General features: G+C 68.2%; 13 protein-coding genes. 5 read left to right on the forward strand and 8 right to left on the reverse strand.

Features of this window, described 5'->3' with window-relative positions; genetic code table 11:
- Nucleotides 1-70 precede the first annotated feature (70 nt).
- Nucleotides 71-451: a hypothetical protein gene (locus tag ACQY9P_RS01140; RefSeq protein WP_421737082.1), complete on the reverse strand. Its 381-nt coding sequence runs from the start codon at nucleotides 449-451 to the stop codon at nucleotides 71-73.
- 146 nt (nucleotides 452-597) lie between these two features.
- Nucleotides 598-927: a DUF1491 family protein gene (locus ACQY9P_RS01145; protein WP_421737081.1), complete on the reverse strand. Its 330-nt coding sequence runs from the start codon at nucleotides 925-927 to the stop codon at nucleotides 598-600.
- 120 nt (nucleotides 928-1,047) lie between these two features.
- On the opposite strand from ACQY9P_RS01145, the gene ACQY9P_RS01150 reads away from it, so the two are divergent.
- Complete coding sequence (locus tag ACQY9P_RS01150; RefSeq protein ID WP_421737080.1) at nucleotides 1,048-1,974, forward strand: hypothetical protein; 927 nt, start codon at nucleotides 1,048-1,050, stop codon at nucleotides 1,972-1,974.
- Nucleotides 1,975-1,980: 6 nt separating this feature from the next.
- Here the strand turns inward: ACQY9P_RS01150 and ACQY9P_RS01155 are convergent, their stop codons facing one another.
- Entirely contained in the window at nucleotides 1,981-3,738 is a 1,758-nt protein-coding gene (locus ACQY9P_RS01155) for a sensor histidine kinase (RefSeq protein WP_421737079.1), read from the reverse strand.
- 199 nt (nucleotides 3,739-3,937) lie between these two features.
- Between ACQY9P_RS01155 and ACQY9P_RS01160 the strand changes: the two genes are divergently transcribed.
- On the forward strand, nucleotides 3,938-4,723 hold the full coding sequence (locus ACQY9P_RS01160) for a sensor histidine kinase (RefSeq protein WP_421737077.1): 786 nt from the start codon (nucleotides 3,938-3,940) through the stop codon (nucleotides 4,721-4,723).
- Between the two features lie 54 nt (nucleotides 4,724-4,777).
- A complete protein-coding gene (locus ACQY9P_RS01165) occupies nucleotides 4,778-5,218 on the forward strand; it encodes a SufE family protein (protein ID WP_421737076.1) in 441 nt (146 codons plus the stop codon).
- On the opposite strand, the gene ACQY9P_RS01170 is transcribed toward ACQY9P_RS01165, so the two are convergent.
- Nucleotides 5,215-5,376 (reverse strand): hypothetical protein, encoded by a 162-nt coding sequence (locus ACQY9P_RS01170; RefSeq protein ID WP_421737075.1) that lies wholly within the window; start codon nucleotides 5,374-5,376, stop codon nucleotides 5,215-5,217. The two genes, ACQY9P_RS01165 and ACQY9P_RS01170, sit on opposite strands and share 4 nt — an antisense overlap.
- Before the next feature lie 80 nt (nucleotides 5,377-5,456).
- On the opposite strand from ACQY9P_RS01170, the gene ACQY9P_RS01175 reads away from it, so the two are divergent.
- Complete coding sequence (locus ACQY9P_RS01175; RefSeq protein ID WP_421737074.1) at nucleotides 5,457-6,422, forward strand: rhodanese-related sulfurtransferase; 966 nt, start codon at nucleotides 5,457-5,459, stop codon at nucleotides 6,420-6,422.
- Nucleotides 6,423-6,489: 67 nt separating this feature from the next.
- Complete coding sequence (locus ACQY9P_RS01180) at nucleotides 6,490-6,942, forward strand: PA2169 family four-helix-bundle protein (RefSeq protein ID WP_421737073.1); 453 nt, start codon at nucleotides 6,490-6,492, stop codon at nucleotides 6,940-6,942.
- Between the two features lie 54 nt (nucleotides 6,943-6,996).
- On the opposite strand, the gene ACQY9P_RS01185 is transcribed toward ACQY9P_RS01180, so the two are convergent.
- The 4 genes from ACQY9P_RS01185 to murD all read right to left on the reverse strand — a co-directional run bounded on the left by ACQY9P_RS01185 (nucleotide 6,997) and on the right by murD (nucleotide 11,167).
- Nucleotides 6,997-7,722, reverse strand: coding sequence for a DUF6456 domain-containing protein (locus ACQY9P_RS01185; RefSeq protein WP_421737072.1), 726 nt, complete (start codon nucleotides 7,720-7,722; stop codon nucleotides 6,997-6,999).
- Entirely contained in the window at nucleotides 7,719-8,090 is a 372-nt protein-coding gene (locus tag ACQY9P_RS01190; RefSeq protein ID WP_421737071.1) for a helix-turn-helix domain-containing protein, read from the reverse strand. The genes ACQY9P_RS01185 and ACQY9P_RS01190 overlap by 4 nt, the downstream gene beginning before the upstream one ends.
- A 135-nt stretch (nucleotides 8,091-8,225) precedes the next feature.
- Entirely contained in the window at nucleotides 8,226-9,089 is an 864-nt protein-coding gene (locus tag ACQY9P_RS01195) for a hypothetical protein (RefSeq protein ID WP_421737070.1), read from the reverse strand.
- A 662-nt stretch (nucleotides 9,090-9,751) separates the two neighbouring features.
- Nucleotides 9,752-11,167, reverse strand: a complete 1,416-nt coding sequence (murD, locus tag ACQY9P_RS01200; protein ID WP_421737069.1) for a UDP-N-acetylmuramoyl-L-alanine--D-glutamate ligase — start codon at nucleotides 11,165-11,167, stop codon at nucleotides 9,752-9,754.
- Nucleotides 11,168-11,169 lie beyond the last annotated feature (2 nt).

An 11,169-nucleotide genomic window follows, 5' to 3' on the forward strand; every position in this document is an offset into this window, starting at 1 on the left:
GTCCTTTCCCGCCTGACACCTTCACCAGGGTCGGGCGAAAAGGGCTCTCAATCAGATTTTGGCGGCCCGATCAGGCCGCCAAACGCCGCCAGACCTGACGGTCGGCCTCGACATTGGTCAGGCTGCCAGCCTTTTGCCTTTGCAGCAGCGCGCCCATGACTTCCAGGCCGATCTGGGCATAGCGGACCTGCACTTGATCGACCAGGCAACCGCGTCCGGGCGCGATGAACAGCGCCGCATTGATTTCCGGCGACTTGTTGATGATCAGGGCGGCCAGGCGCTTGGCCCGTTCCGGATCCTTCAGATGCAGCAGCGGCTCTTCCGCGTACAGCTCGCGCCCAAGTTCCCCGACATAGGCCATCGACAGTTTCGCGAAGCGGTCACGCGCCATCGGCGGCGTCAACTCGGCCGCGTCGAAACTGAAAACAACATCGTTCATCAGGAAAAGCATGGCGGAACGCGCACTGATCTCTCGGGGGTGAACAGGAGCCGAAAGATTGCCCTAACGAACTTTAAGTCCGGTGTAGGAGCGAGGTTAACAGCCCGCCGGAACTGCGTTGTCCACAGCCGGTTGGCGCGCCGCGCGCGCCCTGGCTCCTATTCCTCGACCGCCTCGGTCAGGAAGTGGCGGCCGTCCCGGTCCTCGATCTCGATCACCCAGATATCCGGATCAATGCGCGCCGCGCGCTCGGCATAGGCGTCCAGATCAGGCTCGAAGTCCGACTTGGTGGGCTGCATCCAGAAGCGTTCACCGTCGCCGCGCGTGGCCTCGGCGAACAGGCGGGCCGTGTTCTGGCGGCGATCGACAGCCTTGACCAGCACCGCCCCGGCCTTGGCGTCGCCCTTGCGGGCCACGGTGGCGAAGGCCCCGCCCAGTTCGGCGCGGCGGATCAGCGCGCTCACCCAGATATCCGTCGACAGAAGCATGCTAACCGAACCGCAACCCCGAGGCCGCTACAGTCGCCCCTCAAGCCTCGAAGCATACGAGAAAACCGAGCCCCGAGCCTGCTCTTTCGAACAGGCGCCGCTCCAGGAGTGAGACGCGTGATGGCCGCCGAAGCCGGCTTTCCCTTTCGGCGATCGCGCGTTGTGACACCCGCCAAGGGCCGCGCGGCGCGATGGGCGGGATTCCTCGCCTGCGCGGCATCCTTGACCGCACCCGGGCTCGCCTTGGCCGCCACCGCAACCGATCAGCTCTATGAACGCACGGTGATGACGGCGGCGGACGGCCGCTGCCGCCTGTTCGCGCCCGCCATCGGCTCGGCGCTGGACGCCGCCCGCGCCCAGGCGCGAGGCGCCGCCCTGCGCTCCGGCGTCAGCCAGACCCAGGTCGAAGGCGTGGAACAGAGAGCGCGGGCCAAGGCGGCCAGCGCCGCCTGCAACTCGGCCGACCTGGCCACCGCCGCCGCGCGGGTCCGCAAGGCCTTCGAGGCCTATACGACCATGCAGCGCATCAACTATCCCGGCGATGTCTCGTCCTGGCAGGCCGAGCGGACCAGCTCGGCGACCATTCCCATCTGGCGGCTGTCGCAGTCTGCAAGCTTCGGCGCCGATCGGCTGATCTTCGGGCTGGCGGGGCGCAACGGCCTGGTCACGGCGACGGTCACGTTCGCGGACGGGGCGCGCCCCTATGCGGCGCGGATCGTCATGCGCGACCCCGCCCGCACCCAGGGCCCCTACATAGACCAGCGCGGCAAGGGGCTGGCGGCCAAGGTCGCGCCGCGGTCGGCCAGCCTGGTGTTCAACGCCGAGACCCGCGAGGAATCGCCCCTGACCCTGCTGCCGACCGGCGCCAAGACCGGTCTGAGTTTCCGCTTCCCCAACGCGCCGGCCGAGGTCATCTCGCGCCTTGACCCGCGCGAGGCCGTGACCATCGAGTTCAGCTTCGCCGGACGTGGCGGCGGCGAGGATCTGGTGCGCAGAGCCTATATCGAGGTTGGCGACTTCGCCGCCGGGCGCGCGTTTCTGCGTTAGAACGGCCTAACGCGGCGCGAAGGCGATCACGTTGTCGCCCAGGCTAGCCGGCGGCTCGGGGTCCGGCGACGGGGGGGCGACGGGTTCCGGCGACGGCTCCACCGGCGGACTGGCCGCGCGCAGCGGCGCCAGCAGCACCGGCAGGCGCACCGAAACGCTGGTGCCCGCGCCCAGACGGCTTTCGATATGCATCTCCCCGCCATGCAGCTTGGCGAAGGCGCGGACCAGCGACAGGCCAAGGCCCGTCCCCTTGGCGCGCTGGTCGACCCCGCCCGCCTGCTCGTAGGGACGCCCCAGACGCTCCAGGTCTTCAGGGCTGATGCCGACGCCGGTGTCGGCGACCACGATCTCCAGAACGCCGTCATAGCCGTCGGCCGTGACCGTCACCTGACCACCGCGCGGGGTGAATTTCAGGGCGTTGGAGATCAGGTTCAGCACGATCTGTTTCAGCGCCCGGCGATCGGCGTCGACCTCCAGGTCGGCCGGCGGCAGGACCCCGCGCAGCTGAACGCCCGCCCCGTCGGCCTGGACACGCATCAGCCGCATGGCCGCCTGCACGGCCTCGCGGGCGTCGAACACGCCGCGCGACAGCTCGAAGCGTTCTGCCTCGATCTTGGACATGTCCAGCACGTCGTTGATCAGGTCCAGCAGATGGCCGCCGCTCTCGTGGATCAGCTCGGCGTATTCGCCGTAGCGATCGGACAGGGGGCCGAACATGCGAGCGCGCATGATGTCGGAAAAGCCCATGATGGCGTTCAGCGGCGTGCGCAGTTCATGACTCATATTGGCCAGGAAGCGGGCTCGGCCGGCGGCCAGGGCCTCGGCGTCGGCGCGGGCGCGATCCAGGTCACTCTCGCGCGTCCGCTCGACGGTGACGTCGCGCAGCAGGCCCACCAGCAACACGGGCGAGACCCTTTGCAGGTCCAGCGCCACGATCCGGTCCAGCCCCAGGGCCGGATTGAAGGTGATGCTGACCTGGCCTTCGCGAAAGGCCTGGGCGATCGCCCCGCCCACCCGCTGACGGTCGTTCGGCGCCGCCGCGGCGGCCAGGCCGCGATTGACGATATCGACGATGGTCACGCCGGGCGGCGGCGCGCCGCGCACGGCCGTGACCTTGCCCCGCGTCGTCACGGCGATGGCCAGGTTAGGCAGGCCGTCCAGCATGACCTCAAGCGATTGAAGTTCCGAGGCATGACGGCTGTCGCGCACGCCACTCCTGCGGCGCCCGATCAGCAGGCCCGAGGCCAAACCAAGCCCGGTGGTGGACAGGGCCAGGAAGCCCATGATGAAAGCCAGGGGACCGGTCGGCGCGGCCGGCGCCAGGCCCGACAGCTGGGTCAGGGCCGCCACGCAGCCGCCGATCAGCGACAGGGCCGCGCCCTCGGCCAGTCTGCGGGAGGGCGTCTGGGTGGATGCCGCCGCCACCGGAGCCAGGCACCAGGCGCTCATCGCGCCGGACACGCCGCCCGTCAGGACGGCTGCGGCGGATCCGCCCACCGCCCACAAAACCAGCAGCAGGGACTGGATACGATCATCCTCGCCCGCCCTATCGCCCGCAATCGGAAGGGATACGAGCGCCGGAATCGCGCCGGCCGCGAAGGCCGCCCAGATTGGCCAGCCCACCCGACCCGGCAGGAACGCCGTCGCCCCGGCCGCCAGACAGATGGCCGCCAGCCAGCCCAGCCGCCACAGACGCGCGGTCCCGAGGCCCCGCGCCTGTGGCGCGGGTCGCTTGAACGGGTCCGGAAGCGTTTCAAATTCCAAGCGCGAGTGACTTCCCTGAACGCGACGCCAATCAGCGCCGTCGCCAAACCTTAACGCGACAAGCCCGATCTCTCCAGACCGCTCAATCAGTGAGCGATCATTCCTGGTGGAGGGTCTGTGGACGGAAACGGAATCGTAAGCGGCATCGGGCATGGTTCAGACCGCGCCAAGGCGGACAGAACGTCCCGGAGCTTATCGCATGCCTGAACCGGCGTCTCTGGACGCATCGCCCCCTCTGGACGCCTCGACCGCGCGACGCGCGGCCGCGCACGCGCGTCGCCGGGCCGCGCTGGACGATCGCAAGCGCTCGTTCCTGCGGATGGTCAGCCATGAACTGCGCACCCCGCTCAACGCCGTCATCGGCTTTTCCGAGATCCTGTCGCGCGAGCTTTACGGCCCCCTGGGCTCTCCCCAGTATCGGGAGTACGCGGAGATCGTGCACGACAGCGGCCTGAAGCTGCTGAAACTGGTCAACCAGATTGTGGAAATCGCCCGGCTTGAAGGTCATGTCACGGACCTGGATCTGGCGCCCGAGGCGCTGGACGAAGCCATCGACGACGCCATCGAGCAACTGAAGGGCGAGATCGCGGCGCGCCAGATCAAGATCACGGTCGCCGAAGCGCGCCCCCTGGCCCCGATCATGGCCGACAGCCGCGGGCTGCGGACCATGCTGGGCAATCTGCTGCAGAACGCGATCACCCATTCCCCGGTCGGGGGTCAGGTCTACATCACGGCGCACGACCTTCCCGGCGACATGGTCGAGATCGCCATCACCGATCAGGGCCCAGGCGTCGAGCCCGAGGACCTGCCCCGCCTGCTGCGCCCGTTCGAACAGGGCGGAACGGCCCTGACACGGTGCAGCGAGGGCGCGGGACTCGGCCTGCCAATCGTGGACCTGCTGGCGCGGGCCATGGGCGGGGCCCTGCGGCTGAACTCGCGACCAGGCGCGGGCCTCTGCGCGATGGTCAGCCTGCGTCAGGCCTGAACGCGGCGACCAGAACGCTTGCCAGCGATCGGCCACGCCCCTAAACGGCGCGGCATGACACGCCCCATTGACGCCGCCCTGACGGAACTGGTCGACGAGTTCGACATGCTCGGCGACTGGGAAGAGCGCTATCGTTATGTGATCGAGTTGGGCGGGTCGCTGACGCCGCTGAGCGACGCCGAGCGCTCCGACGAGAACAAGGTGCGCGGGTGCGCCAGCCAGGTGTGGCTGGTCACAGAACCCAAGGCGGACGGGACCATCGTGTTCCGGGGCGACAGCGACGCGCACATCGTCAGCGGACTGATCGCCATCCTGCTACGGCTCTATTCGGGTCGACCCGCGGCGGACATCGCGTCGTTCGACGCCAAGGCGGCCCTGGACAAGCTGGGCCTGTCCGACGCCCTGTCTTCACAGCGGTCGAACGGCCTCAAGGCCATGGTCGCCCGGATCCAGCGCGACGCGGAAGCCGCGCTGACCCAGGGGCCAAAGGCCTAGAAGAAGCCCGCGCGATTGCCGATGAACAGGATCGCGATGACCACCAGCACGAGCTGGATCATCCAGTTCACGGGTGACGGGATCGGCGACCTCTGAACGATGTAGAGGGCGAGTCCGAGAAGGACCAGGGCGATAAGGATGACGATCAGGATGCTCATGCCAGCTTAACCGCCAAGCCTGGATCTTGGTTCCGCGAGCGCTTGAGACCGCTTCCAGAAGCGCCTATGGCCTCCCTGAGATGACGTCTGAAACCCAAGCTTTCCGCGTGGCCGCCCTCTACCGGTTCACGCGCTTTTCCGATCCGGCCGCCCTGCGGGGCCCGCTGGCCAAGGCCTGCTGCGCGGTCGGCGTGAAGGGCACCCTGCTGCTGGCGCGCGAGGGGATCAACGGCACCATCGCCGGAACCGACGCCGCCATTGAGAGCGTGTTGGCCCACATCCGCGCCCTGCCCGGCTGCGGCGATCTGGTCCCCAAGAGCGCCTGGGCCGAGGCCATGCCCTTCCACCGCATGAAGGTGCGGCTGAAGAAAGAGATCGTGACCCTGGGCCTTCCCGACCTCGATCCCGTCGCCAACGCCGGGACCTATGTCGAGCCAGCCGACTGGAACGCCCTGATCACCGATCCCGACGTCGTGGTGATCGACACCCGCAACGACTACGAGGTCGCCATCGGCGCCTTCGCCCGCGCGGTCGATCCGAAGACCTCAAGCTTTTCGGCCTTTCCCGACTGGTTCCGCGACTATCGCGCCGGTCTGGAAGAGGAGCGCGGTCCCGGCGCCCCGCCGTTGAAGGTGGCCATGTATTGCACCGGCGGAATCCGCTGCGAGAAATCGACGGCCTTCCTGAAGTCGGAGGGGATCGAGGAGGTCTTCCACCTCAAGGGCGGCATCCTCGACTATCTGGAACAGGTTCCCGAACCCGAAAGTCTGTGGCGCGGCGAGTGCTTCGTGTTCGACGAGCGGGTGGCGGTCGGCCATGGCCTGTCCCCCGGAACCCACGCCCTGTGCCGGGCCTGCCGGCGGCCGATCAGTCCGGAAGAGCGCGCCTCGCCGCTGTTTGTCGAAGGCGTCGCCTGCCCGGCCTGTCACGACACCCGAGACGAGGCGTCAAAGGCCCGCTACGCCGAGCGCCACCGCCAGGTCGCCCGCGCGCGCGAACTGGGCATCGCCCATGTCGGCGCGACGCGGGATAGCGGCGAGACCTGACATCTCGCGCGGATCGTCCGCGCCCGGCTCGCGTTATCGGAGGCAACCCCCAGCAAGGAGCCTCCCCATGGCCCATACCAACGAAGACCACATCAAGCTCGTCAACGGCCTGGTCGAGACCACCATCGACAGCGCCGACGGCTATGAAACCGCCGCCAAGGACGCCGAAGGCCAGCGCTTCAAGACCCTGTTCGAGCAGCGCGCCCAGGAGCGCCGCAGCGTCGCCTCGGAACTGCAGGACGAGGTCCGTCGCCTGGGCGGCGAGCCCAAGGACGACGGCACCATCCTGGCCGCCGCACATCGCGCCTTCGTCAATCTCCGCGACAGCCTGTCCAAGGGCGACGAGGCGGTGATCAACGAGGTCGAGTCCGGCGAGGACTTCATCAAGGGCAAGTACGAGAAGGCGATGAAGGACACGGACGTCGACGCCCAGACCCGCGCCGTCATCGAAAAGGCCTGGACCTCGGTGAAGTCGGGCCACGACCAGATGCGCGACATCAAGCACATGCTGAAGCACTAGCTTTCGGCGTTTGAGCGCGAAGGGCGGGACCGCAAGGTCCCGCCCTTTTTCGTGTCAGCCCATTCCGTAGTGAACGACCAACCGCTGCAGGGCCAGTTTCAGCACCGTCTTGCCCGCCCGGCGCGGCAGGCCCAGAGACCGCTCCGCCGCCTCAAGGGCGGTGCCGGCCAGGCAGACATGCTCGAGGATCTCGCGCAGACCGGGACCAGCGGCCTCCAGCGCGGCCGCGATCCGCGCCTTGGCCGCACGGCCACGCTCCGCCGGATCCAGACGGCGACCGCCGCCGCCATCGACGCGCGGGCCGGCGTCCCAGTTCATGGTCAGGCGGCCCACCGTGCCGGCGCGGTGAAAGTCTTCGCGCAGACGCTCGCCCGCCCCGGCCTCCACCGGCGTCAGCCACGGACGCCCCTTGCCGTCGCGACGCCGCGCCAGCCAGGCCAGCGGCGACTCGCCCAGATTGGCCTTGAAGGCGATCGGGCCCAGGCCCGGCTCCTCCAACACCTTCTCGCCCTCGATCACGCCCGGCTTGCCGGCCGGCGGCGCGGGCTTGGCCGGCGGGGTCAGCACCAGAGACCACCCGCCCTGGGCGCGTGGCCGGAGAGTGGCCATCCGCACCAGCGCCTGAAAGGCGGCCTCGTCGATGACCAGCATCGGCCGCCGCCGGCGATTGGAGCCCAGCCGCACCGCATAGCCCAGGGGCGCGCCCTCGATCACCGCGCCGGGACGGGCCAGCAGCCGGGCCGCACGGCCGGCCAGGTGTTCGACCTCAAGATCGTTCATCGCGGGATCTCCGCCACCAGGCGCGGCGCCTGACGCAGGCAGTCCTCCAGGGCCACCAGCCGGGCGTCGAAGGCGGCATCGGCGCGCAGGTCCTCCACCTTGTGGCAGGCATGACCGCAGGTCGTCCGGTCGCGGCCGAAGGCGAAGGCCACGCGCGACAGCGGCCAGTGGAAGGTGACGTGGGTGAGGTAGATGGCGATCTGCCGGGCGCGCGCCGCCGCCACCGACGTGCGCTTGTGGGCCGAGATATCGCCCGGCGAAACATCCGTCGCCATGGCGACCAGATGGGTGACGAAGGCGACCGTCAAACGGTCGCGACGGGGATCGGGCGTGATCGCCCAGATATCCTCAAGTGCTTGAACCAACATGGCGTCCTCTCATCGGGATCGCGATCAGCGACCACACCCGAATCTAGGTTGATTTTCCGCACATGAGGATAATTTTCCTATCGTGACGCACAAGTAGGAAAATAAGCCTTTGAAAATCCTACGTCCGAATCTGTCCTATCCCCGTTCGCGAACGGGGATAGAGCCACAAACCGCTGGAAAATCGGCCACCAGCGCATCGCGCCAAGCCTGGTCCGAAGCCCGTCCCGTCGCCCGCGCCGATTGGCAAGCCTGGATCGCCGCCTCCCGTCCCGGAGGCCCTGCGGCGGCGAGCAGGGGCGCGGGGCAAAGCGACCTGACCGCCTCGATCACGTCAGTGGACGGCGCGGGTCCTTCGGTCAGCCAGGCTTGCGACCGCGCGAAGGCGTCCTGGCGGAACAGTTCGACCATGTACTGGGTGTTGGATTGCAGATGGGCGGGCCCGCTGACCGGCACGCCGATCATCGGCAGCAGCGGCGCAAGGGATGGCACGGCGTGATTGGCGTAGACCCGCAGCCCCCAATAGGCCTCGGCGATCCCCGCGAAATGAGCGGCGTCGCGAATGGCCTCGAAACCGGATTCCTGGATCGGCAGGATCTCGACCTTGGGCTTGCGCACATCGACCGTGTCGTTGGCGACGTCGATGTACAGCCCGCCGATCTGCAGGGCGGTCTGGAAATACTGGCCGCGCAGCACGCCCCAGACACAGCGCCCGTCGCCGCCGGCGTGGATGAAGGCCTTCAGCGCTCGCTCTCCGGCGTGGCGCGGCTGGCGAAGCCTCGCCCCCAGTCGCGCCAGCACATCGTGGGTGATCTCGGCGCAATAGCCGATCGGATAGGGCTTGCCGTACCGGGCCGCGCCTTCGCCAAGCGCCAGGTCGGTCTCGGCGCGGACCTCCAGCAGTAACGCCTCCAGGGCGGGAAGGACGGGACGTAGAAAACGCGCCGTCAGAGCCGCTTCGGGGCGCTGCACGGCGGCGGGTTGCTGGAAAAGGACGACCATGACGCTAAAAAAATCGCTCTACTGCACCACGCCCGCCGCCGCGACGAAGCGGGGGCCAAGCCCCGGCATTCTAGCATCGCTTCGCGGCGACCGTCTCCGTCATCCCGGAGGATGATCGCGCCCTTGCAGGTGACGACCCGGGTCGCGAGTGCTCTGGGAGCGGCCTCGCACAAACGGCTATCTCAGAGGCGGCGGCTCAACCTGGAGGGCGAATATTCCGATTCACAGCATCGTGAACAGAGTCCGCCCGGGAGGCCGTTCCATCTAAAGTCGCATTCAGGCAGCCTCTCGCATAGATATAGCAAGGAGGCTCGAGTGCTCAACAAGGTCGTTTTGGTGGTAACGCTTTTCGCCGCGTCCGCGATTGCCGCCCCTAGCAAGGCCGACAACAACGCTGCATGTCTTCTGAGTGCGGGCTGTTTCTTCCAAAGCCCCGCCGGTGGATGGATATGCCCCAACCCCGAGACCTACATGCTCTGCATTGACGAGTAATCTAGAGGCGGAAAACATAATTGCGTCTAAGGTCACACTGAGAACAGCGAGACCTTAGACGCCACCCTTCAATTCATACACCAATCGTCGCAGACAACATCAAGCGACTTGCGGCAGTTCAGCGGTTCGTTGACCGCTCAGAGCTCAGCACATCCGCAAGACGGCTGGCCCTACCCCCGCGCCGCCTTCGCCCCGATCTTCCCGAGCCCTTCAACCGCCGCCCGGAACGCTTCGCCCCGCGCCTCGAAGTCGGCGAACTGGTCGAATGAGGCGCAGGCGGGCGACAGCAGCACGATGGCGTCCTCGCCGCTGTCCAGCGCGTCGGAGAACGCGGCGGCGGTGGCCACCTCGATCGAGCCGCACAGTCGCGTGGGGGCCTTGCCTTCGAGGGTTTCAGCGAAGTCTTCGGCGGCTTCCCCGATCAGATAAGCCTTGGCCACGCGGGGGAAGAGGTCGATCAGATCGGCGATACCGCCCGCCTTGGGCACGCCGCCGGCGATCCAGTAGAACTTGGGATAGCTGCTCATCGCCTGGCGCGCGGCGTCGGCGTTGGTGGCCTTGCTGTCGTTGACGAAGCGCACGCGGCCGATCTTGCCGACGGTCTCCATCCGGTGCGCGAGGCCCGGGAAGGTCATCAGGCCCTCGACCGCGTCGTGGTGCGGGATGCCGATGGCGATGGCGGCGGCGTAGGCGGCGCAGGCGTTCTGCCAGTTGTGGCGGCCCGGCAGGCTGCGGGCGCGCAGCAGGTCGGCCATCTCGGTCACCCGGTCGCCGGTGGCGTCGTACAGCACGCCCTGCAGGGCGTAGACGCCCCGGCCCATGGCCTTGCCGGCGCTGATCGGCCAGATGGTGCGGCGGTTGGCGGCGGTGATCTCGGTGCAGATCTGCTGGCACCAGGGATCGTCGACGCCGATGATGGCGGTGTCGCCCTTGCCCTGGTTGAGGAAGATCCGGCGCTTGGCGGCGATATAGCCTTCCATGCCGCCGTGACGGTCCAGGTGGTCGGGCGAGATGTTGAGCAGCACCGTGGCGTCGGCCTTGAGGCTGCTGGTCAGGTCCAACTGGTAGGAGGACAGCTCCAGCACGTAGACCGCGCCGCCATGCATGTCTTCCAGGCCCAGCACGCCGGCGCCGATATTGCCGCCGACGCGGGTGTCGCGTCCGGCCGAAGCGCACAGGTGGCCGATCAGCGCCGTGGTCGTCGACTTGCCGTTGGTGCCGGTGATGGCGATGATCTTGGGGCGCTTGTGCGGCGGGGCCTCGTTGACCGTGCGCGCGAAGAGCTCGATGTCGCCCAGGATCTCGACCCCGGCGTCCTTGGCCATCTTCACCGTCCAGTGCGGCTGGGGATGGGTCAGGGGCACGCCGGGCGACAGCATCAGGGCGGCGAACTGGCTCCAGTCGGCGGCGCGCAGATCCACGGGCTTGAAGCCCTCGTCCTCGGCGGCGGCGCGACGGGCCGGACTTTCGTCCCACAGGGCGACCTTCGCCCCGCCGGCCGCGAGCGCGCGGGCGGCCGTCAGGCCGGTCCGGCCCAGGCCGAACACCGCGACCGTCTTGCCCTCGAAACCACGGACGGGGATCATCG

This window comes from Caulobacter sp. (genome assembly GCF_965279145.1).
Lineage (GTDB): Bacteria > Pseudomonadota > Alphaproteobacteria > Caulobacterales > Caulobacteraceae > Caulobacter.

What these genes read in the sequence shown, in the direction of transcription:
- ACQY9P_RS01160 (WP_421737077.1), top strand. Translation starts at nt 3,938, where the DNA reads ATGCCTGAACCGGCGTCTCTGGACGCATCGCCCCCTCTGGACGCCTCG.
- ACQY9P_RS01190 (WP_421737071.1), bottom strand. Translation starts at nt 8,090, where the DNA reads ATGTTGGTTCAAGCACTTGAGGATATCTGGGCGATCACGCCCGATCCC.
- ACQY9P_RS01180 (WP_421737073.1), top strand. Translation starts at nt 6,490, where the DNA reads ATGGCCCATACCAACGAAGACCACATCAAGCTCGTCAACGGCCTGGTC.
- murD (WP_421737069.1), bottom strand. Translation starts at nt 11,167, where the DNA reads ATGATCCCCGTCCGTGGTTTCGAGGGCAAGACGGTCGCGGTGTTCGGC.
- ACQY9P_RS01175 (WP_421737074.1), top strand. Translation starts at nt 5,457, where the DNA reads ATGACGTCTGAAACCCAAGCTTTCCGCGTGGCCGCCCTCTACCGGTTC.
- ACQY9P_RS01170 (WP_421737075.1), bottom strand. Translation starts at nt 5,376, where the DNA reads ATGAGCATCCTGATCGTCATCCTTATCGCCCTGGTCCTTCTCGGACTC.
- ACQY9P_RS01195 (WP_421737070.1), bottom strand. Translation starts at nt 9,089, where the DNA reads ATGGTCGTCCTTTTCCAGCAACCCGCCGCCGTGCAGCGCCCCGAAGCG.
- ACQY9P_RS01145 (WP_421737081.1), bottom strand. Translation starts at nt 927, where the DNA reads ATGCTTCTGTCGACGGATATCTGGGTGAGCGCGCTGATCCGCCGCGCC.
- ACQY9P_RS01165 (WP_421737076.1), top strand. Translation starts at nt 4,778, where the DNA reads ATGACACGCCCCATTGACGCCGCCCTGACGGAACTGGTCGACGAGTTC.
- ACQY9P_RS01140 (WP_421737082.1), bottom strand. Translation starts at nt 451, where the DNA reads ATGCTTTTCCTGATGAACGATGTTGTTTTCAGTTTCGACGCGGCCGAG.
- ACQY9P_RS01185 (WP_421737072.1), bottom strand. Translation starts at nt 7,722, where the DNA reads ATGAACGATCTTGAGGTCGAACACCTGGCCGGCCGTGCGGCCCGGCTG.
- ACQY9P_RS01150 (WP_421737080.1), top strand. Translation starts at nt 1,048, where the DNA reads ATGGCCGCCGAAGCCGGCTTTCCCTTTCGGCGATCGCGCGTTGTGACA.